The 21,312-nt window shown below is 39.3% G+C and carries 19 protein-coding genes and 1 pseudogene; 2 read left to right on the top strand and 18 right to left on the bottom strand.

The genetic code is table 11. The features are described from left to right. Window positions 1–17: 17 nt before the first annotated feature. The 5 genes from mnhG to FGD67_RS19730 all read right to left on the bottom strand — a co-directional run bounded on the left by mnhG (window position 18) and on the right by FGD67_RS19730 (window position 2,019). The gene (gene mnhG / locus FGD67_RS19750; RefSeq protein WP_257172738.1) at window positions 18–365 is read right to left on the bottom strand and encodes a monovalent cation/H(+) antiporter subunit G; all 348 of its coding nucleotides are present in this window, start codon (window positions 363–365) and stop codon (window positions 18–20) included. Further along, window positions 366–659, bottom strand: a complete 294-nt coding sequence (locus tag FGD67_RS19745; RefSeq protein WP_257172737.1) for a monovalent cation/H+ antiporter complex subunit F — start codon at window positions 657–659, stop codon at window positions 366–368. It abuts the gene before it with no gap. Next, window positions 659–1,129: a Na+/H+ antiporter subunit E gene (locus tag FGD67_RS19740; protein ID WP_257172736.1), complete on the bottom strand. Its 471-nt coding sequence runs from the start codon at window positions 1,127–1,129 to the stop codon at window positions 659–661. The genes FGD67_RS19745 and FGD67_RS19740 overlap by 1 nt, the downstream gene beginning before the upstream one ends. Before the next feature lie 64 nt (window positions 1,130–1,193). Then, window positions 1,194–1,490, bottom strand: a complete 297-nt coding sequence (locus FGD67_RS19735) for an HPF/RaiA family ribosome-associated protein (protein ID WP_257172735.1) — start codon at window positions 1,488–1,490, stop codon at window positions 1,194–1,196. A 7-nt stretch (window positions 1,491–1,497) separates the two neighbouring features. Next, window positions 1,498–2,019 carry a hypothetical protein gene (locus tag FGD67_RS19730; protein WP_257172734.1) on the bottom strand — a complete coding sequence of 174 codons (522 nt, stop codon included), beginning with the start codon at window positions 2,017–2,019 and terminating at the stop codon, window positions 1,498–1,500. A 111-nt stretch (window positions 2,020–2,130) separates the two neighbouring features. Here FGD67_RS19730 and FGD67_RS21960 point away from each other — a divergent pair, with 111 nt between their 5' ends. Together FGD67_RS21960 and FGD67_RS19725 are read left to right on the top strand one after the other, a co-directional pair. Next, on the top strand, window positions 2,131–2,337 hold the full coding sequence (locus FGD67_RS21960) for a LysR family transcriptional regulator (protein WP_373567889.1): 207 nt from the start codon (window positions 2,131–2,133) through the stop codon (window positions 2,335–2,337). Then, window positions 2,270–3,019, top strand: coding sequence for a LysR substrate-binding domain-containing protein (locus FGD67_RS19725; RefSeq protein ID WP_257172733.1), 750 nt, complete (start codon window positions 2,270–2,272; stop codon window positions 3,017–3,019). Before FGD67_RS21960 ends, FGD67_RS19725 begins: the two co-directional genes overlap by 68 nt. Window positions 3,020–3,207: 188 nt before the next feature. On the opposite strand, the pseudogene FGD67_RS19720 reads toward FGD67_RS19725, so the two are convergent. The 13 genes and pseudogenes from FGD67_RS19720 to FGD67_RS19665 form a co-directional block, all read right to left on the bottom strand. After that, window positions 3,208–3,687: pseudogene (locus FGD67_RS19720) on the bottom strand (IS982 family transposase); the annotation flags it as partial. Then, window positions 3,615–3,785 (bottom strand): hypothetical protein, encoded by a 171-nt coding sequence (locus FGD67_RS21955; RefSeq protein WP_373567895.1) that lies wholly within the window; start codon window positions 3,783–3,785, stop codon window positions 3,615–3,617. The pseudogene FGD67_RS19720 and the gene FGD67_RS21955, both read right to left, overlap by 73 nt. Before the next feature lie 233 nt (window positions 3,786–4,018). After that, window positions 4,019–4,531 (bottom strand): shikimate kinase, encoded by a 513-nt coding sequence (locus FGD67_RS19715; protein WP_257172732.1) that lies wholly within the window; start codon window positions 4,529–4,531, stop codon window positions 4,019–4,021. A 58-nt stretch (window positions 4,532–4,589) separates the two neighbouring features. After that, window positions 4,590–4,769 (bottom strand): DUF2986 domain-containing protein, encoded by a 180-nt coding sequence (locus tag FGD67_RS19710; RefSeq protein WP_257172731.1) that lies wholly within the window; start codon window positions 4,767–4,769, stop codon window positions 4,590–4,592. A gap of 155 nt (window positions 4,770–4,924) precedes the next feature. Next, a complete protein-coding gene (locus FGD67_RS19705; protein WP_257172730.1) occupies window positions 4,925–5,185 on the bottom strand; it encodes a DUF5062 family protein in 261 nt (86 codons plus the stop codon). Between the two features lie 87 nt (window positions 5,186–5,272). After that, entirely contained in the window at window positions 5,273–5,659 is a 387-nt protein-coding gene (locus FGD67_RS19700) for a VOC family protein (RefSeq protein WP_257172729.1), read from the bottom strand. A gap of 23 nt (window positions 5,660–5,682) precedes the next feature. Next, the gene (locus FGD67_RS19695; RefSeq protein WP_257172728.1) at window positions 5,683–6,264 is read right to left on the bottom strand and encodes a DUF3087 domain-containing protein; all 582 of its coding nucleotides are present in this window, start codon (window positions 6,262–6,264) and stop codon (window positions 5,683–5,685) included. Window positions 6,265–6,312: 48 nt separating this feature from the next. After that, on the bottom strand, window positions 6,313–8,406 hold the full coding sequence (recD, locus tag FGD67_RS19690) for an exodeoxyribonuclease V subunit alpha (RefSeq protein ID WP_257172727.1): 2,094 nt from the start codon (window positions 8,404–8,406) through the stop codon (window positions 6,313–6,315). Beyond that, window positions 8,399–12,157 carry an exodeoxyribonuclease V subunit beta gene (gene recB / locus FGD67_RS19685; protein ID WP_257172726.1) on the bottom strand — a complete coding sequence of 1,253 codons (3,759 nt, stop codon included), beginning with the start codon at window positions 12,155–12,157 and terminating at the stop codon, window positions 8,399–8,401. Before recB ends, recD begins: the two co-directional genes overlap by 8 nt. Next, window positions 12,154–15,846, bottom strand: coding sequence for an exodeoxyribonuclease V subunit gamma (recC, locus tag FGD67_RS19680; protein WP_257172725.1), 3,693 nt, complete (start codon window positions 15,844–15,846; stop codon window positions 12,154–12,156). Before recC ends, recB begins: the two co-directional genes overlap by 4 nt. 386 nt (window positions 15,847–16,232) lie before the next feature. Next, on the bottom strand, window positions 16,233–17,567 hold the full coding sequence (gene nhaA, locus FGD67_RS19675) for a Na+/H+ antiporter NhaA (protein WP_257172724.1): 1,335 nt from the start codon (window positions 17,565–17,567) through the stop codon (window positions 16,233–16,235). Window positions 17,568–17,945: 378 nt separating this feature from the next. Further along, window positions 17,946–20,099 carry a DUF3488 and transglutaminase-like domain-containing protein gene (locus FGD67_RS19670; RefSeq protein ID WP_257172723.1) on the bottom strand — a complete coding sequence of 718 codons (2,154 nt, stop codon included), beginning with the start codon at window positions 20,097–20,099 and terminating at the stop codon, window positions 17,946–17,948. A 119-nt stretch (window positions 20,100–20,218) separates the two neighbouring features. Then, window positions 20,219–21,277 carry a DUF58 domain-containing protein gene (locus tag FGD67_RS19665; RefSeq protein ID WP_257172722.1) on the bottom strand — a complete coding sequence of 353 codons (1,059 nt, stop codon included), beginning with the start codon at window positions 21,275–21,277 and terminating at the stop codon, window positions 20,219–20,221. Window positions 21,278–21,312: the final 35 nt, after the last annotated feature.

Below are 21,312 nucleotides of genomic sequence, written 5' to 3'. Positions count from 1 at the left end.
AAGTAAAATAATATCAATTAAGGATTCGATGACGACGTCTCCTTATTATTATTTTTCTCATTATTTAAGTTTTTAGGCATTAAGCCATTATGAAAAGCGGCTTTAGCTAATACATGACTTGTTGTCGGCCCAATGAGTAGTGTTAGAAGCAGTACCATAACTAGCTTAGCGAACACTAAAAAATCTGTGCTGAGTACCATAAGACCGATCAAAATCATTCCAGCACCTAAGGTATCTGTCACTCCAACCGCATGCATACGTGTGTAAAAGTCTGGAAAACGCAAAAGACCAATACCGCCGGAAATACAAATAAAGCTGCCAAGCAGTAAAAAAAAGCCACTACATATTGTTATTACAATATCCATTTAAAGCTCCTTTTCTATCGATTCATTATCATTAGGCGCATGTTTAAATTGATTAGTATCTGAGTAACGTAATACTCCGATAACACTGATAAAATTGATGAGTGCATACACGATGGCAATATCCAAAAATTCAGGCCTGCCCATTACAAAGCCTAATAAAGAAATAAGTAACACGGTTTTAGTGCCAAACATATTTACCGCTAAAATACGGTCGTATAAAGTTGGCCCAGCAATGCCTCTAATGATTGCTAAAATCATAGCGACAAAAATAGCGAGTGTAGCGGCAATTAACATTAGCGTTCCAACATGGTTACACGGCGATCCATTTCACCGATTTCTAACGATTCAACATCCTTATACAGCAAGGCATGTACAATAATCTCATCATCAACCAAGTCTATAGCAACAGTACCTGGGGTTAAGGTAATAGAATTGGCATATATCACTTTTCCCATATCAGTTTGTTGACTAATTTTAATTTTCTTTAGCGTGGGTGATATACTCTTTTTTCCAAGCCAAATATGCTTAATTACAGTGATATTGGCTTGAATAATTTCTTTGGTGAGCCACAAATAGTAGCCAAATATATTACGTGTTAGATATAACGGTTGGGATTCTTGGTCAACAACATTCATTTTATGAGCAATAGCTAAAACTAACACGATTGACGCGAAGCCAAGAGATAATATCAGCAGCGAGTAATGACCTGAATTGAGCAGCCAAAATGCTGACAATGTAATAAACAAACTAATTGTAAGTTTCATAAATCCTCAATAAGAATCACTTTTATAACGGTATTTCGTTAAGATAAATGATGATTAATCACCTTTACGATGAAAGCTTCCGTGAAAGACTTCGAGTCGCTTTTTGAATTACACGGTCAATGACGAAATACAGGTCAACTTGAGTTTCCTCAATGACGATATTCGGCATGCGATAAAGTGACAATGTTAGCGAACAATGTTTTTCAGTATTGCCGTTTGGGCTAATATTCTCAGATATTATGAAAGTAATACACGAGATATATGCCGCCATCTTTGATAGCGCAAGCCTAAGCTTAAGTTGAATATCTTCTTCTATTGACTGGTCAAGCTCACTCAAACAATTTTGAATGTCTATTTTCATTGCTCAATTACTTTTTTCCAGACGAACATGCTGTTGTTAATGTATGCATCAGCAAAGAATTAAGCTGTTTTACTGAAAGAAATGTACTAGCTGAATCATTAGAGAGGCTTTCAATAATAAGCTCTTTTAGCTCATCAACAGTTATACAGGAATGACTTAAGGGTTTACGCTGTGCTAAATTTCCAACTCTATTAGCGTATGCTCTTTCTACTAATGTAGAAGGTTCTTTAATATTTTCGTCAATTAGTGAAACATTCTCATTACCAGCATTTAATAGACCATTAAAGAATCCTTTAATGTACATAACACACGGCAACGTTTTAGCATTATCAGTAGTCGTTTGAAAAGCATTACATGAATTAAGCAAGTATTTATCAGTATTAATCCCATTTACTTCAGTAGCTAGCGAAGAAAAAGACAAAAGTGATGTTAGTAGCACGATACCGAAGCTACGAACTTTTGCTCTACTTGTAATAAAAGCAGACTGAATAACAATCAAAAATAGAGAACGACTTTTACGATGTTTCATAATTTTCCAATTAAATAAGTTACGAATACCATATTGTTATAGCGCACTTGTTGTTGTTGGTAAATTCGAATATTGTTTACATTATCATCGAATAAAACTGATATAAAAATTATGAGCCCTTTAAATTATAATCACCTGTATTATTTCTATGTCGTCGCTACTGAAGGCAGCATTACCAAAGCAAGTACAAGATTAAATCTAACGTCGCAAACGATAAGTGGTCAAATAACTAGCTTCGAGGCGCAAATCGGTGTCAACTTATTTGAACGAAAAGGAAAGAAATTATCTTTGTCTGAAATGGGGGGTACTCATATATAGCTATGCCGAAGAAATTTTTCAGTTAGGAGATGAAGTAAAAAATATTTTAAAAAGAAAACAACCAGAAATATGGCATACATTCACTGTTGGCATAACCGACGTTATACCTAAAGTATTAGCACACGAGTTACTGGCACCTGTACTAAAAATGAGTGAACCTGTTCGCTTGATTTGCGTTGAAGGAGATCAGGACCATTTATTAACAGATTTATCAGTCAATAAAATTGATTGCATTTTAACCGATCAACCACTTCAATTGGGTAGTCATGTAAAAGCATACAATCATTTACTCACTGAAAGTGGATTTACCTTTTTTGCAGCTCAAACTTTACTGAAAAATTGCCACGAAGAGTTCCCTCAATGTTTAGCAGACTTCCCTTGGCTTATGCAAAGCAAAAAATCTGCGATGAGAGCACGTTTATCATCATGGTTAGAAAAACACAATATTGCGCCAAATGTTGTTGCTGAATTTGATGATAGCGCATTAATGAAATCTTTTGGCCAAACAGGTTTTGGGGTGTTTAGTAGCCCAACTCTTATTGAAGAATACGTTGCAGATAAATATGGAGTTAAAATTTTAGGTCGAACTGACGAATTCAAAGAGCCTTATTATATTATTTCTCCAGAGCGTAGATTAAAGCATCCAGCGATTCTTGAAATTGTTAATGCGGCTAGCATGTAATGGCGTCGTTGGTTTTGCCACCTAATTAAGTTTTTCTCGAGAGAAATATATAATTAAGCCAAGAAAAATTGATTATTATATCTCGCAAAAGGGGCGACTTAGAAATATTCTTCTAACTGTCAGTTATCTCTGGAAGTAGTGCGCATAATATTGGTGATAATTCACATAATAATGAACCTGAGATCGGCTTAAGCGACAACCATAGTGTTTAGCTCTAGATCAGATAGGTTAAGGTTAAACTTTGGCTTGTTTTCTTTCAGGCAATAAGCCACCAATCCCGCCATTAAATTAAGCATAAAGCCATTCATATTGCGATGTCTTGAGTGTTCAATAAATGAAATATTCTTTAATTGGTCGTTAATCATTTCAATGATAAAGCGCTTTGAGAGCATTGCTCTATCCCATAATGACATCGCTTTTGCTTTAATGTTTTTACGAACCGTGGTGATAAGTTTTACGCCTCTATCAAATACCTTAGCCTCTAGTACTTTGCTCAAATAACCTTTATCTCCGTATAATTAATCTGTCAGTCCACGAGCTAGTTCAGCAACCGGTTGGGTATCGTGGACGTTTCCAGTAGTCACCTTTGCTACCACTATTTCAGCTTTATAATTAACGATAATGTGAAGCATAAATCCATAAAATCATCCCATCGCTCCTTTACCTCTTTCGCTATTCCATCTTCAAGTAGCTGTTTTGGCCATTGAGGAATAAATACTTTGCAAAAATCATCGAAATCGCAGTATAAATCAACGAATTTCTTCATGCCTGTTCCTTGTGTGATTGAATCGTTCTTGGTCGAAAGATCCGATCACGGAACAGGTATTTAGTTCAATTTCTTATCCCGAACTGGGGTTAATTAGTACCGTTTTTTGGCATTAGTTAGCTGCCTGAGGTGGAATATCAACGGCAGTAATGTTTAGCTTTGTTAGTTAAACCCTGAATTTTGAATCGTTAGATAAAGCCTGAACAGCTATAATTCATCATATTAAATCACGGCTATTGGTTATTTATATACTGGGTTTTCTTACCAGCGAATCCATCAAATAGTTGTTGATGTGCCGCTTTTGAGAAGCTATCAATACGGTTTTCGTATTGTGCTATCCAGTCAATTAACATCGTTAAATTAGCATCTTGAGCTGCTTTGCTCTCGTACTTATGAGATTCCCAAGGTCGATTTTTGGCATTCTCGATACAAAGTGCTATAGGTAAATTAAGAAAAATCACTGCACTACATTCAGTTAACGTATACGTTAATAAATCACTGTAACAGCCTTCTATCACCCAGTCTTGATGCTGACTAATGAATACACTAATTTCAGCAACTGAGACATCAATGCGTTGACGTTGTGGTGGTGATGTAAGTGAAACAGCAGGCAGCCACGCTAAAGTGTCTAAATCTAAATGCGCAAGCTGCTCTTGTTTTGCTAATTTTTTCGCTAAGCTAGATTTACCCGATGCTGAATTACCAAAAATAACGATTTTTTTTGCATGGTTTATATTATCTTGCATAGCAACCGCCCTACGCTAAGTTATTATTGTCGGCTTGCCAAAATAGTGTTGAGACTTTTTAGTCTGTTGAAACTGCACTCGAATCATCAGCTAAAGTATTGCTCTGTGCTTCTTTTTCAGCAATAACCGCGCGTTCTGCCTTAGAAATATACTTAGGCTTATTGGTTTTTTGCTGCTTGGCATTCATTTTCTTAACTTTTGCTTTCAAGACTTGATTGATTTTCTTTTTACGATTCATAGTGCGGGTTTACTTATTTTGATAACTAACATTTATATTAATACTGATAATAAAATTCAATCAGCTTAGCAAGCTGATTGAATTAACAAACCAGCCAGTACTGCTTTATTTAGCCTGAATTTTTGATAACGGATATCGCTTATTAAGCGTTCAGGTTATTTCAGTAGTGGATGATCAGCCGGTAATTGTTTCGCAATCCATAACGCTAATTTATGCTTCATGCTTGCTAAATCTTCACCATCTTTTGGTAACGGTTGAATAAGTTTATCATTTACCAGTAAACGATATAAGCTTTCAATTTTTTCCTTCGCGGCATTAGTGGCTGAAAAGCCTTTATAACCGCGATTTTTTGCATAATTTTCACCAATAACAATGGCTTTTTTTAATAATTCGGCTTCATTTTTTAACTTCTTCATTTGCAGATATTTTTCCTTTCTATTCTTAAATATTAAGCTGTTAGGTAAATGCGGTAACAACATTTAAGCGATATCGCTAATCTCACGTTAAGCCGTAGGCATATCGAAATAAAAGCCATTGAGTTTATTACCATCTAAATCTCGAAAATAGCCGGCATAAAAACCTTCCATTTCAGCGCGGGGGCCTGCAGGACCTTCACAGCTAGCACCAAGTTCAAGTGCTTTTTGATAAAAGGCATCAACTTCGTCGGTAGAGTTGAGTTGCACAGCAACCATAACACCGTTACCGACACTAGCCGGTTGGCCATCAAAAGGTTTAGTAACGGCAATACCGGGTTGCTCAGGATCTCTTGACCATGCGACAAACTGCTCGGTTTCTAAAAAACGTCCTGCACCTATGGTGGCAAACAACTCATCATAAAATGCCACTGCGCGCGCTAAATTATTTGTGCCTAACGTAACGTAACCTATCATAGTATATTCCTTGTACTGGTGTTTTAGTAATCAGACAACATTGATTTATCAAACTGATCGGTTGATATAGTTAAATTTTTATTTTCTAAGCGAGTATTTAATTCGCTAAGATCTTTATTTAGTTTCGATATTGTTAAGGTATTATCATCTAATAAATATATCTGTTTTAAACTAGTATAATAAAAATGCAAAATAATCAGAGCATTAACATCTTCATTATCAGCTGCTGCTTTGATTTTTTTCAGCTTACGATAGATCAAATTTTGCTGCTGTTTAACTTGCCAAACATAATACACTTCATTAAAGAATGCGCTAGATCGTAATCTGTGTAAAGCAAATACACAGCTTAGCAAGGCCAATAATACGCCAAGAAAATTATAGCTAAAATTGCTATCTGTAGCTGCAGCATCGCTTGCCAGCTCTCCTGCAACTTCTCCTGTGGCTATTATTGTTGGCTCGGGGCTAATTATAGCCGTGTCGGCAAACAACATGATCAGTCCTTGTCCGTAGGCCAAAGCCAAAATCAGCAAACTAGCAATAAAGCTAACAATAATAATATTTAGATGTTTACGGTATACGGATTTTTCAATGTCTTTTAACTTCATGTCTCAATTTACTTCTTAAAGGTTATCAATAGTTGTGATTTTATTCACTTAAATAGCATCTGTTGCTAAGCCAGAATAGCGTTTTACTTGCTGACTAACACCAGTTTGCCAAACTTGTTGGTTACTCGCGATACTCAATTGCTGCTTTGCTCGCGTGATGCCAGTATATAATAATTCTCGCGACAATAATTTATTGTCTTTTTGCTCTGGCAATACCATAGCAACATGATTGAATTCGCTGCCTTGGGTTTTATGAATGGTCATGGCGTAAACGGTGTCAAATTTCGGTAACCGCGAAGGTAATATCCAGTCATAATCGCCATTTGCATTCTCGAACACCGCCATTAAGTGCCCTTGTATATTACGCCATAATAGCCCGACATCACCATTAAAAACCCCTAAACGATAGTCATTTTCGCTGATCATGATCGGTTGACTCGGATATAAAACATAATTGGAGTCAAAGCGATTAACAGTAATCGCTGCTTTATCACGTAAAATATCAATCACCAATGCGTTCAAGTTTTCAACACCTTGTGGCCCTTTTCGAGTCGACGATAAAATTCGAAATTTTGCCAATAAAGCAAAAGCCTCTTCAATATCGTCACATTGGCTTAACGGTAAGTAATATTGCTCAACAAGTCGTGTTAGCCAAGTGTCAATATCGCCCGATAACAAGCTTAGTTGCTTGTCATTACCTACTGCCTCGCTCTGCTGCAATAATTGCCAGCTTGCTTGATGCTGGCCTTTAATAACATAATTGGCCATGCGCCCAATAGCCCCTTCACCATCAAAGCGGCGACTTTTCATTAAAAAAGTTACGCAATCAGCATTGCTGTAGTGGCCATCATTGTTGGTCGATTCGTTATCTTGAGTCAGGGTTTGATAACCGGTAACTTGTGAAAGATAGTGATAATTATCAGAGCTATAGCCTGGATGAGGTCGTGGCGCAAAATCGGCTAAAACACTACCAACAGCTACTGATGGCAGTTGATCAGCATCACCGAGTAAAATCACTTTTGTGCTTGCAGGCAAGGCACGAAAGATACGCGTCATCATCGGCAAATCAACCATTGAAACTTCATCAATCAGTAAAATGTCAATGGCCAGTAAGTTTTCTTGATGATGACGAAAGTTAACCTGATCAGGAATAACCCCCAACAATCGATGAAGGGTTTGCGCCTGCTCAGGAATAAGGTCTAACACCTTATCGTCAATTTTACCGCGAAAGCCTTTTACTGCATCGGTGATCGACTCAGATAAACGCTGTGCTGCCTTGCCGGTTGGTGCAACTAACGCTATGCGCGGTAGCGTGTTCTCCTCGCTAACCTGTTGATTGGCCTGTTTGTTCGTATGGTCACTGGCAAGCATCACTAAAGCCGCCAGTAATTTTGTCACTGTATAGGTTTTACCTGTGCCTGGGCCTCCGGCAATAATAGCAAAATCTTTATTCATGGCATTGGCTACCGCCACGGCTTGCCAATCAATTTCACTATTACCCTCTTCTTGCTGAGTTGCCAACTCGGGAAATAATGCCGCGATAATATTTTTTATCTGTTCGACATCTGTTGAGCTGTTATCAGCTTTATCAGTAGTGGGCTGAAAAGATATCATTCTGCGCGTGGCGACAACTTGTTTTAAATCTTGCTCAAATTGATAGTAACGGCGCAAATAAAGCCGCCCGTGGCTGAGTACTATCGGCTGTTGCTCGCTTTCTATTAACGGCAATTTTGCTAATAATGCCCTTAGCGACTGAATATCACTAAATAAAAATCCAGTAACATGCTCTTTAGTGGCTTGGCTTACATGAGCATTTACGCTGTCACTGCGGTCTAAATTTGTGCCGTCACTAAAAAGTCGTTTGCCTGCGACTTCTAGCAACGGCAAGCAGCTATGTCCCTCTCTTAAACTCGCACTTAAGGCGATAAGTAAATGAAACCATTGTTGTTGATCAGATTGTAGCTCTTCACTAAAACATGCGCTGGCTGAGGTATCTGGCGCCGTAAAGGTTATACTCTGGCTAATTTCTTTAGCAAAAAAATAGTCAACGGCCATTAAACCGACTAGATGACTTGCTGCCTGATTAAATGAACTGTAAATTTCCATTGTCGGGTGATTTAGCTTATTGGCAAGTTCAGACATGGGTACTTTCTCCGGCAAAAATATCATCTAACTGTGCTAATTCTGCCAAGGTTATTTGACGATAATAAACCCCACAACCATGATGCTCAGCTTGATTACTCATACCACGTAAATAAAGATAATAAATACCACCAAAATGTTGCTTAGGATCGTAATCGGCTAAGGCATATTTTAAATGTCGATGTAATGCCAAGGCGTAAATAAGATATTGTAAGTCGTAGTGACTTTTCTCAATATTATGTCGCATAGCTGAATCATTGTAATCACTGTACTGATCCCCCAAATGGCTAGACTTGTAATCACAAACATAATATTTACCGTCGGCATGAAAAATTAAATCGATGAAACCATGCATCATACCTTTTAACTGCTGATAAGAAGGTAAATGGACTCTATGCCCATGCCGACTTGAGCTAACGCTATTAAGGGCATTGTCTTTACGGGTATTTCTATGTTCGGTCAGCAGTTTGGTTAATTGACTACTACTGGCTGAACGCATCGGGTAATAGAATTCAGTTTCACGTAAGGTATCTAACGGCTTAAGTTGTGCTAGTGACAAATCACGACTGTCAGTTAATGGCGTATGTAATATGGCTTCTAACCATTGTATCAATCGTGCTTCACTATGTTCTTGTGAGCTTAATGCACTAACACCTTTCGCATCATCATTAACTTGTTTAACTGTATCTGCAGTTGCATCGATAACACCGTATTTAACCAGTGGCCAATGGCAACTTTTTTGCCAATCAGGGGCTGAAAAATCTGTTTGCTCTAAAATATCATGTAATAAATTACCGGTTTGTGCACCTTTGGTTAAGGTAAAACGTAATTCATGGCTGTTAATGTTGCTAGGGTTATTTAAATGTGGGTTAAGGCTAGATTCTAGTTCATTATCTCCTACTGCCAATACACCATCTTGATTATCTCTGTCCGGCGCAGAAACACCATTATGACGTAAGTTTTTACTTAAGGCAGAAAATGAGCTTAGCCACCAATCACGTTCAATTTTACCGTTAAAACGCGCCACCGCTGGCTGCGGCTTCTCCGTGCTGGCAAGGTCGGAGCCAATCTTATTTTCGTGCTGACTAGCTAACTGATGATCTAACTGATTGTCAGTCGATTCATCAGACAGATAATTATCTAACACGGTAAGTGCAATTTCATTCGGATTGTCTTGTACCAATTGTTGTAAACTGGTCGCTATATCACTATCAGCAGTCCATTTTAAGGTTTTGCCTAAAGGCGATTTTTCAAAATGTTCAAAGCCCGTGCTGAGAATATAACAACGTTTCTCCGCGCGAGTTACCGCCACATAAAGTAAACGAATAGCTTCTGCATAGGCTTCTTCAGCCATCGTTGCTCGCGCTGCTACGCTGCCATCTAAGCTATGCTGTAACACGCCATTTTCATCATGATATTCGATAAAACTGACATTACGGTTACCAAATTTAAGCGGGTCTTTATGGCGGGTAGCAAAAGGTACAAAAACCACCGGATATTCCATGCCTTTCGAGCCATGTTGGGTAATGATACGGATCAGGTTTTCATCACTTTCTAAGCGTAGTTCGGCTTCAACTTCAGGGTTATCAATTTGGCTTTGTTGTTCAAACCAAAACAGCAACTCTTGTGGCTGACGATGACGTTGGCTTGCCCCTTGAAGTAATTCAAACAAATGTAACAGGTTAGTTAATATGCGATCGGCATTATTGTTGGCGCCATAACTATCAGCATTATCGCCGACATCAATATGAAAATGTTGATGCATTAACTGCAACGCCATACTGATAAAGCCTTTGAATTGCCATTCATTACGCAGCTTCTCAAAACTAATTTTTAATTTTTGCCACTGCGGTTCATCATGCTGTAATTGTAATAATTTTTCACGATCAAAGCCCATTAACGGACTAGCTAATGCCGCGGTATATAAGCGATCATTTTCAAGAAACAGTATGCCTTGCAGCACTTGTAATAAATGTTTGGTTTCATCACTTTGCAATAAGTTTGCCCGATTACTCATAAACACGCTGGCTAAACCGCATTGATTTAATGCCTGCTTTATTGCCGCAGCTTCAGTGCCATCGCGTACTAATAGCGCAATATCACCACTGCTAATATTGACATCTTGGCTCGCCAACAATCGAACAATTTCATTGGCACACCAGCTGGCCATATTCCCGCGGTAACTTTGCTTTACCGCTTTGGCTTTACCGTCTTTACTGCTGCCTTCTTGTTCAACATTAAAATGAATAAACTGCAGCGCATTAAACTCGCTATCTGCAAACAGCTTTTCATGGGCATTAGGCGAGGCTTTCACCGGTAAATAAGGGATTTGATAGCCGAACACATCAACCGCATCAGCCGATAAATCATTACCATAAAACAAGCGATTATATCCGGTTACCATCGCGGCACTTGAGCGCCAATTAGTATCCATCAACCATTGATAATCACAGTCGTTACGTGCTGAAAGATAGGCAAATATGTCACCACCACGAAAGCCATAAATCGCTTGTTTAGGATCGCCAATCATATAAAGCGCAGCGTTGGCTTGATGATAATAAATTGCTTTTAAAATAGAGAATTGTTGTGGGTCGGTATCTTGAAATTCATCAATTAACGCCACGGGAAATTGCGAAAAGATACTATTTGCTAATACTTGCTTAGGTTCATTCACTAGGCAGTGATGTAAAGTGCTGATCAAGTCATCAAAGCCCATGACATTGGCTTGTAGTTTTTTACGGGTGATTTCTGCCCTAATATGATAAATACCTGCTCTGACAACTAACAAGGCTTTGGCACGGTTCAGTTGCTTTGCCAACTCCGGATGCTGTTTTTTAACTTGATTAACGCTAGCAAAAGCTTCAACTAATTCAGCTTTCAGTTTAGAGCGACCAAAGCGGCGACCATCAATAAATGCGTCGGGCATCTTACCGTGCTGACCTTCAACATCAGCCGAAAGCGCAGCTAGCCAAGTCAATAACTGGGCTAATTCTTGTTGACGTTTTTCTCGTTCAGCGCCCTTTTTAACCTCGATCAGTGCTTCAGTTAACAAGGTATTATTTGCCTGTAAACTGGCAATCGCTTGTTCAACTAAAGCTTTAAATTCAACGCTAATATTTTCAGGATCTTGCACATGCAGGGCATTTTCTGTCGTTAAAGCTTTGGAGAATTGATTAATAAAGCTATTCGGCTCAGACCAAAACTCAGTCACTAGCCGAAAGGCTTGATTATTACTTTCATTGGTTAAGGCTAACACACGATACCAATCTTGGCAGGCTTCTAACGTAATGTCTTGGGTGTCTGTTTCCATCAGGGCATTAAAGCTGATACCGCTGGCAAAGGCATATTGATTTAGCACACGCTTACAAAAACCATGAATGGTAAAAATGGCGGCTTCATCGATATAAAGTAATGCTTGGGTTAATCTGGCTTTTACTTCACTTGCGCCAATACCTTTACCTAACAGGTTGTTACTTAAGCTTTTAAAGTAGTCGTCTTCAACCACTAAACGGTCCCAGTTGTGCAAACTTTCTCGAATAAAATCATCAATACGACCACGAATTTCTTCAGTGGCGTCTTTGGTAAAGGTCATCACCAAAATTTGTTCTATCGGTAATTCGCGCTCTAATAACAGCCGAAGAAATATACGGGTAATGTTGTGTGTTTTACCGGTACCGGCACTGGCTTCAATTAAGTGTTTGCCTTGCAATGCAATGGTATTGGCATTTAAATTTTTCATGGCTGTACTCATGACAATGCTCCCGACTTAGCGGTTACTTTAACGGTCTGCAAAGCATCGAACATAGGTTGATACAATGCGAGTAATCGCGGCGATATGTCGTCAAAGTCGGGGCATTTTCGCCAAAAATACTGTATGTAAGGCTCATCACCAAAGGCTTGAAAGCTATTACTGTCAGTCCAAAACTGTTCAAACTGTGCTTGCTCAAACACTTTACTCTTTCGTACTTTTTCAGCAAGGTCTCCGTTAAGTAACAACGGCTGATGTTGGCCTAAAAAGTAACTCGCCACTAAGCATAACAATTGTGTTTTTGCATCAACAAGTTCACTAAAATAAAATTGACTCGGTTTCTGACTTTTAGTGTCAAAGTAATAACCATGCGTTGCCGTGATATCAGCAAATAACTCATGAGTTGCCGCATCAGTTTGCGCGACTTGAATAATCAATTGATGCAAATATAAGGTAAATAAATCTTTAGCTTTGGCACTGCTACTGCGATAAAACACCGCTTTGTTAGCCACTAAGGTTAGTTTAGTACTTAACGTTAAGCGTTGAGGCAACACGGCGGTTAATATCGCTAACTCGTCTGCTAAGAATAACCCCGGCGCTGTTGATGAGGTATTTTCTGAGCTGCCAGCAAGATTATTGCTGAGAAAGTGCGCCAAATTCAGCGTAACACTGCAATCGTTCTTAGTCAGTATTAAGTCTTCACCTTGCGCCAGCTCAGTAATAATAAACTGACTAAAGTTTTCGCTGTCTTGTTGCCAGCCTTTTATTAGCTCATCGGTACTGGGTAGATCCGGCAAACTGCCCGAAAGTTTGGCACTGAGCAATAACTCCTGACAACTTTGCTTACTTTGTGTTGGTGCTAAATAATAACTAAGCAAGTCTTGTCTGAGCAGGTAACTATCAAGATGATTAGGGACAAAAGGTTCGACATCATTGATCAAGGTATTGGTATTATCTAAATACAAATAAAGTGCCTTTTGTGCATAATAACGCCCAGGATGTTGATAAAAACGAATGAGTTCACTAGCGACCAAGTGTGCTTCACTGTTGACTACATCGAGGGGGTCACCTAAATCAGCATCCGCTGACTTTATTGCTGTCGTTAGCGCTGGATTTTCTCGGCGTAAATTTAGCCAGTTGGCATCAAAGCTGGCAAATTGCCCTAAATAGTTTTGTTCACTAAACGCTTGCATCGGCAACTGCCTAACTTGGCTTAAGATATTAACTTCACTGTCACTGTTTAACCCCAGCAATTGCCAGCCATAGCCTCGCGCCAGATACTCCATCAACTCTTTCAATACTAACGAAGGCTGACGATCTTTATTATTCTTAATGTTTTTACCTTGAAAACTTAAATATAAAGCTTGGCGAGCTGAAATTATCGCCTCTAAAAATAAGTACCGATCATCGCCACGGCGTGATCTATCGCCAAGTTGCGCCGGTGTTGTGGTCATTAAATCAAAACTCAGTGGTTGGCGTTGACGTGGAAACTCGCCATCATTTAAGCCTAAAACTGCAATAATTTTAAACGGAATACTACGCATAGGCAGCATAGAGCAAAATGTGACTTGGCCAATCATAAATTGGCGACCTGGATCGGGCTGACTAAAGTGATTATTAAGAAAATCGCGAATAACCGCTAAACTGATATCAGTGTGGTAGCCCGCGTGCTGACAATATTCCACTAAAGATTCGATAGCCGAGCGCACAATAGCCAAACCATTATCATTTTCGTCATCAAACAGTTGCGTTAAAAGCTCAAACAAAAATTGTTGCCATTGCGTCGCACTTCGTGCTTTTGACATTTTGGCAGCGGTCAGTTGTAGTTGCTCAATAATTAACATTAACTTACCAAGCAACTCACTGTCACTGCCTTCAATGGTCGGCAATAGCAGTTGGTTTTGATAGATAACACGGTGATCTGCAAAAGCAAAGCCACGCATTAAGCGACTTAACCCTTGCTGCCAAGTAAAACTGTCAGTGGCATCATCTAACGTAGTGGCTGAGCTTTGAGATAAAACTTGTTGTTTATGGGTCTTATCTAGGCCCCAATGTACTGCTGATAACTCAAGCCAATGGGTAATTTTTTCAATATCATCAAGGTTAATAGCAAAGCGAGCTTGCATAGCAGGCAAACGTAATAAGGCAATTAAACTGGAGACTTGAAAACGACTATCAGGCAAGGTTAATAATTGTGAAAATGCCGCCACTAAGGGCTCAGCGTCTTTACTAATGCGATCGGCAATTGAACAAGGTAGTGGCGGCACTTCATCAGCAATATCTTGCCAACCTCGAGTAAACACGGCATTAACGTAGGGTGCGTATTGCTCTACTTGCGGACACATCACGAGTACGTCTTTCGGCGTTAAACTTTTATCTTGATTAAATTGGTGTAATAACCAATCGTGTAAACCTTGTACTTCACGCAGCGCACTATGAGCACTGGTGATCAAAACTGAGCCGTCTACTTTTGGTGCCTCTTGATAAATATTCGGGGTACTGTGACGAGCATCTGATAACGATAAAATATCTTCTTGCACACAGGCTAAAACACTTGCTTGCTTGCGTTCATCAAGGCTTGGCTGGGCTTGCTCACTGCTTGCTTTCTCGTTGTTTGCTTTCTCGTTGTTTATTTGCTCAGTGGCTAAGTCAGCAACCGCTGACTCAAAGACGTCAATATTAATGGTACTGTATTGGTACAACAGCGCCATAAACTCACGCCCTTGCTGGCCTAAGTTAGCTAACAATGGGTTGCCAACTTGCAGGTTTACATCGGCTAAATCAGCACTTTCTTGGTGAGAAAAGTCAGTACCTTTAAGCCAAGCTTCAATGGCATTTTTTTCTGTCACCACATCGCCCCAATAAGCATAACAGGGATTTAAATGGAAAAAATGCACATCAATTTGCTGGCTAAGCGCATTGATAAATTCAAGCCAAAGCGGTGCCATGGCATTAATACCAAAAAATGATAAGCGTTGAGGCAATATTTGTGCTTTTAGTTTCTCAGTATTATTTAAGTTTTTTATCGCTAATGCTACCAAATCGCGAGGGTCGTAAGCTTGTTCTCGTACCAGTAAATGCCACAGTTTACCTTGCCAAATGGCATTACTTTCAAGACTCTGCTCAGCTTCATCTGAGCCCGATGAGCTTGCATTGTCAGCTTGATCAAAAGCGTTAAATACCCCTTGATGCCAATCGTGGATCCATTCAGGACGAAATATTAAATATTGTTCATATAAATCAGCTAACTGACAAGCTAATTGATAACGTTTTAACTGCTTTGCATCGCTGTAACTGCTATTTTCGCTGTCGTTGTCAGCGCTATTCGCTTGCCAATATTGAGTAGCGACTTGAAAGCACTCGTCACCGGTGACTTCACTTGAGGCCAGTAAGGTATCAATTCGCCAAGCAAGTACTTCACGTGAATAAGGTGATTGCTCGGGCACATCTTCATCACTGGCTAAATTTCGAATTAAATTCCACAAAAACTGTGATGGCAACGCATAGCGCATATTCATGCTAATGCCGCGTTGCTCAGCAAGCGACATATTCAACCAATGTTGCATGCCTGCATTTTGTACAATAACGGTATCTTGAGCGAAAACAGGAAGTGGGGAAAGCTGCTGAATTTTATCAAGCAGAACTAATAAATTTTCCATTTTATTAGCAGGATAAAGATAGAACAAATGCACGCCTTTTTAGCCATTTTTCTGATGGTTAAATTTAACCACATCAAGCGCAAGAACACTAGGGTCTGTTGATCTTCACGGTTAAATTTTGTTTGAGATAACAGTATTTTAATCGCGGCAAGTGGTCTGTAGTCTAATCATGCTAAAAAACACGACTCACAACTACCATATTCTGCAATCGCAAAGGACCAACATCCGAGGAGACAACAAAGATAAAAATACTTTTAGCCGAACCCTTCAGACAGCGTTTGTTGGGCATTTTAACTGCGTGATCATCTTTTTATGTGAAATAATATCAGTCAATACGATGATGTTAACACCTCAAGCAAAAATTGATTTCGATGCATGAGGTGTTGGTTATTTTAGCGCTCAACTTATTGGCTTAGGCTTTATTTAGACGAAATGATTTTCAGGTATAACGTACCAAGTACCGCAGCAATAACAGAGGCAATTAAAATAGCTGTTTTAGCATATTGTAACTGTTCAGCTTGTCCTGCAAAGCCCAAAGTGGCAATAAAGGTCGACATAGTAAAGCCAATGCCGGTTATCAATGATGCGCCTACAATATGTTGAAAGTTAACACTATTAGGCAAACTGCCTAATTTAAATCTCAGGCTCAACCAACAAGCACTCGTAATACCAATAAACTTGCCAAGTACTAAACCCGAAATAATACCTAAACCAATAGGATGTTGAAGGCTGTCAACTAATGAGTTCAAGTTGACAACTACCCCGGCATTTATTAAGGCAAACAGCGGTAAAATAAACAAAGATACCGGCAATTCTAAAGCATCTTCCCAACGGCGTAAGGGCGTACTCGCCCGTTCAGCAACATCACGCACTTCAAGTACCTTGTCATGATCTTGCTTATTTGCCAGCACATCGACTGTTTCGGCACTACGTTGCAACGAACTTATCTTAGATTTCGCTTTATTAAGTAACTTATCTGCGGCTAACTTAGGACGAGCGGGAACGGTTAACGCAATTGCCACACCCGCCACTGTGGCGTGAACACCAGAATTGAGCATCAATAACCAAATAACAACACTGATAATAATATAAAACATGGGTTGACGAATGCCGGCATAATTCGCCAGCACTAAAAATGCAACCAACGCAGATGCACCAGACAAATGCCCCACTGATATTTGCTCAGTGTAAAATATTGCAATAACTAATATAGCACCAATATCATCAACAATGGCGAGGCCAACAATAAAGGCCAGTAAGCTGGCAGGAATATGTTTTCTCACTATGGTAAGCACACCAAGAGCAAACGCTGTATCGGTGGCCATCGGAATACCCCAGCCGATTTGAGAGTCAAGCGAGTAATTAAATAACAAATAGATCAGTGCTGGAAAAATCATACCGCCTAAAGCACAGAAAATGAGCATACGACGATTTTCAGGCTCCGCCAAGTCGCCCACGAGTACTTCGCGCTTGATCTCAAGACCGAGTAAGAAAAAGAATATCACCATCAAGCCATCATTAATAATGTGTTTGAGTGAAGCTTTAAATTCAAAATCGCCAAAAAACATGCCAATAGGCGTGTGTACTAAATCAACATATGTGGCTGAATAAATTGAGTTTGCCCACCATAATGCGACGATAGTAGACAATAAAAGAAACAAACTAGAAGTGGTTTGGGCACGAATAAAACTGGAAAGTGGAGGTTGAATATTCTCTAAACCACGTTGTAATAAATTTTTAGCGTTATTGGTCATCGAATCTCCTTAGTGTTCTAAATGGATTAGAAAAATGGGAGTTGGCATAATAAAATTATATCTGTGCCAACGATTAACGATTTACCCTACTAAGGTATAAACTTAACTGCGTAAATGCAAATGTTCCGCATTAATATCCCCATGCAGCTTCAAAATGCAGGGGGCAGCTGCAATGAGCAATGTCTTTAGGCAAGCATTGATTAGAGAAAATGACTGTTCTCGGTAACTGCCCATGCCTTGCCCTATTGCCCTTCATCCACCTAGGAATCTTATCAAAATCAATAACCCAGTTAATAAAACCGGTAACGTTAAGCAGCTCACATAGCAAGTAGCTCAGTCACCAACAAATCACTTAATAGCAAATTACACGAGCGGCAATTATTGTATGCCAAGCTTAGCTAACCACAATTGCCAACGTAAACGCCGATAGTGGTATTTTAGTTTACTCCGGTGATGATTAAGTGCTTGCTTACTGTCCTCACGGTTAAATTTTTGATACGAGTATTGCTCAAAGCTATCAGCTATAACGACAAAATCCGCTAATAATCTGGGGCAATTTTTGGCAATATAATCAGTAAATTGCTGACCTGTCATCGACTTCTCCTTGACTAAATCATGTTTAGCCATTAACGCTAGGGTTTGCAAGTATATTTGGGTGATTTTATGCTGGTTTTTCCCCTTCGCAGGCACAAGTTTATAGCAACTAACGACTAACACGATTAAAACTAATACTACCAGCAGATAAAATGCATTTTTACCTGCTTTTAAATTAGCTAACAACTGAGCCATCACACGACTTTGTTTTTGTCCGGTATATCCAATAACCCAACGCGTCCAGTGGTAGTCAATAGCCTCGATTTGCATTTTAAGTTGTTTATACCACTGCATAGTTCGCAAGGGCTGCAACGAAAAAAGTCCTGACGATAAATCAGCATATTCCTGCATTAAGTTGTTCGAGAAGCCACTTTCCACCCGTTCAGGATCAACCGCTGCCGTTGGGTCTATTCGCTGCCAACCTTGCTCAGGCAACCATACTTCTGTCCAAGCATGAGCGTTACGCTGATAAACACTTAAATAGTTGCCATTAGGATTAAACTCTCCCCCTAAATAACCTACCACCATACGCGCAGGAATACCCGCAGCACGCATTAAATAAGTAAAAGCACTAGCATAATGCTCACAAAAGCCAGCCCGAGTATCAAAGTAAAACTCATCCAAGCTATTGTTGTTCAAGCCGGGTGGCTGCAAAGTGTAATAATAATTGTTTTGATTAAAGTCAGCTAATACCCGACCAATTAACTTTGCATCATCACTATAACGCTGACGTAGTTGTTGTGCTTTTGCTGTTAACTTTGGGTTATTCTGTGTAGTTAATGCCAGATTCAAAGACCGTGTTGCATCAGTCAGCTGAGGAGAGAGTATAGTGTCAGGGTAACTAGTAACTTGATAACTTAATGTTTGGCTAATAATGCCATGATAAAACAAAGCAAAGTCATTACGCTGACCAATGTTAGCTTGCTCACTTGTTGCAAAGTCGAGCGCAAATAACCAAGACTGAAAACTAGGCTCAGCAATCACCTGATAACCGATCCCTTTGCCACGCAGTTCAATATTTACAGCACTGTTGGCATGGCTTAAATTAGCAAAATCATTACTCTGCTGACGACCTTGTGTTGAGTATTGCTCGGCCTGTTGCCAAGTTGTGCCATCAAAATCATCTAACACCAACGCCCGCCAATACAATTGCGCATGCGCTGGGCTGCGATCTTCAAAACTAACTCTAAAGGCTAATTCATTCGACAAAGCTAACCGCGCAATATCACCAATTTTAACCCGCTCGGAAAGCCCTACCTTTGCAGATTTAACATTCGGCACTTGCCAAAGCGGGCTTAACTTTGGAAAACCAACAAATAACACAACGGCAAAAGGTATTGAATAAAGGCTAAGCTTACAGAGCAATTTAACTTGTGTTGGTAACAGCATTTTAGCAGTAAAAAAGCTCAGTAAAATATAAAAATTAGCAAAAACTAAGACAATAATCGCTAATGAATAATAAATTGATTGCATAAAAATTAATGATGATGCGGCAACAAAAACACCTAATATCACTAATTGATATAAGTCTTTACGGTTAAGTATTTCAAACATTTTCAAACTATAAGCGAAACATAATAAATGGATCATGCTTAGCAATAATCCCAACTCACGTCCGGCTGCTGCAATAACAACACTGCCAGTTATGGCTAATAATAATATCGCCCAAGTGGGTAATATTGCCGGCGCTGGGTAATAACAGGAAGTTTGATTTGTTGACGCGTTTAACAAGGACTGTCGCGTGGCCTTAACATGCACAGCAAATTGTGTTGCTAAAGCGATGCTAGCAAATAATATATACAGCCAATGAAACTGCATAGCTAAGGTTAACAGGTTGAGAAATTGCAAAACTAACAAGGAAAAAAACACATTACTATTGAGCATCAGCGGCATATCGCTATTGCGTTTATTGTTTTTGCTATTTTTAACTTTACTCATAGCCCTCCCGTTAATCACCGACCAAGCTCAACATTTAGCAAGAATTCATTAATTCGTTTACTCTTTCCCGAATCTATTTTTATTAACTTTTGATAGCCAAAACAGCCTCAACGCCCAAACTAATAACATGCTAATGCCGTTAAGCATTTTAAGGTGTGTTGGGCACTATGATGATACGCAATACTTTGATGAGGTAACTTTAATGAAAAAGCAATTTGCTGCTCATGACAGTCTTTAATTGCAAAACTTAACCAACTTAAACGCTGTTCAAGATTACCGGCCGGTAAGTGATCAAAATCCAATTGTAGCTTTGCCGATAATGCTTGTTGATATTGCTTAGTTAACCAACCTTGGCCACGGGCTACTTGCCTCCATGCCACACGGCTAAAGGGCTCGCCAAGTTGATAATGTCGCAATTGATGAAATTCATCTTGTCCAGATTGAAAACTGTCTTGATAACTTGCAACACTATTATTTATTTCTTCACTATCTGCACCTCGTTGAGCAGCAGACCAAGCATAAGCAACAGGCTCGGGATATGCTGTAATTTGTTGAGCAAAGTCGAGTCGAGTCCAAGTTTTAAATAAGCCAAAACCATACTCACTAATAATCAACACTCGCCCAAGCGAATATTGACCACGTTGACACACCTGATATGGCACTTGTACCTTGTTTTCTCCTACAACCAATTGCTCGAGTGTGACTCCCAACAGTTTATCTTCACTGTTCAATTTATCGTGCTGGCTTTTAGTCATAGTGGCTGACTGTTCCAAAGCAAAACGAATACTAAAGCGTGCTTTGTTACTGCTGACAACAATAGGAAAGTATAACTTTGAGCCAACAAAGCCTTGCATTGATTGGGTAGCTTGAAATCGTAAGCCAGAAAGATTTAAAAAACTATGGTGTAACACGACAATGAAAAAACTCACCAACAAATAACTAAGCAAAATAATGACATTATTCTGATAATTTGTGCCAAGCAAAAATAACAACAGCATAAACAGTACAAAACAAGCACCGAAACGCGTTGGCATAATAAAAATATTACGATAATTTATCTGTTGCTGACAACCTTGAGGAATACGTCGTATTAGCCAAACATTAATCCGCTTATTTATGAAAGCTTTTAATGCTGCTGATATCGCGGTAAAGACACTGCTTTTTTCTTTGCTGAGCAAGTAGCGCTCCTTTTATGGCAATTAAATTCAATAGA

This window comes from Colwellia sp. M166 (assembly GCF_024585285.1).
Classification (GTDB): domain Bacteria; phylum Pseudomonadota; class Gammaproteobacteria; order Enterobacterales; family Alteromonadaceae; genus Cognaticolwellia.
The sequence above is the reverse complement of the archived record's forward strand: the minus strand, read 5'-3'. Positions and strand labels throughout refer to the sequence as shown.

Excerpts from the sequence above, each read along its gene's own strand:
- mnhG (WP_257172738.1), bottom strand. The coding sequence starts at position 365 with ATGGATATTGTAATAACAATATGTAGTGGCTTTTTTTTACTGCTTGGC.
- FGD67_RS19745 (WP_257172737.1), bottom strand. The coding sequence starts at position 659 with ATGTTAATTGCCGCTACACTCGCTATTTTTGTCGCTATGATTTTAGCA.
- FGD67_RS19740 (WP_257172736.1), bottom strand. The coding sequence starts at position 1,129 with ATGAAACTTACAATTAGTTTGTTTATTACATTGTCAGCATTTTGGCTG.
- FGD67_RS19735 (WP_257172735.1), bottom strand. The coding sequence starts at position 1,490 with ATGAAAATAGACATTCAAAATTGTTTGAGTGAGCTTGACCAGTCAATA.
- FGD67_RS19730 (WP_257172734.1), bottom strand. The coding sequence starts at position 2,019 with ATGAAACATCGTAAAAGTCGTTCTCTATTTTTGATTGTTATTCAGTCT.
- FGD67_RS21960 (WP_373567889.1), top strand. The coding sequence starts at position 2,131 with ATGAGCCCTTTAAATTATAATCACCTGTATTATTTCTATGTCGTCGCT.
- FGD67_RS21955 (WP_373567895.1), bottom strand. The coding sequence starts at position 3,785 with ATGAAGAAATTCGTTGATTTATACTGCGATTTCGATGATTTTTGCAAA.
- FGD67_RS19715 (WP_257172732.1), bottom strand. The coding sequence starts at position 4,531 with ATGCAAGATAATATAAACCATGCAAAAAAAATCGTTATTTTTGGTAAT.
- FGD67_RS19710 (WP_257172731.1), bottom strand. The coding sequence starts at position 4,769 with ATGAATCGTAAAAAGAAAATCAATCAAGTCTTGAAAGCAAAAGTTAAG.
- FGD67_RS19705 (WP_257172730.1), bottom strand. The coding sequence starts at position 5,185 with ATGAAGAAGTTAAAAAATGAAGCCGAATTATTAAAAAAAGCCATTGTT.
- FGD67_RS19700 (WP_257172729.1), bottom strand. The coding sequence starts at position 5,659 with ATGATAGGTTACGTTACGTTAGGCACAAATAATTTAGCGCGCGCAGTG.
- FGD67_RS19695 (WP_257172728.1), bottom strand. The coding sequence starts at position 6,264 with ATGAAGTTAAAAGACATTGAAAAATCCGTATACCGTAAACATCTAAAT.
- recD (WP_257172727.1), bottom strand. The coding sequence starts at position 8,406 with ATGTCTGAACTTGCCAATAAGCTAAATCACCCGACAATGGAAATTTAC.
- recB (WP_257172726.1), bottom strand. The coding sequence starts at position 12,157 with ATGAGTACAGCCATGAAAAATTTAAATGCCAATACCATTGCATTGCAA.
- nhaA (WP_257172724.1), bottom strand. The coding sequence starts at position 17,567 with ATGACCAATAACGCTAAAAATTTATTACAACGTGGTTTAGAGAATATT.
- FGD67_RS19670 (WP_257172723.1), bottom strand. The coding sequence starts at position 20,099 with ATGAGTAAAGTTAAAAATAGCAAAAACAATAAACGCAATAGCGATATG.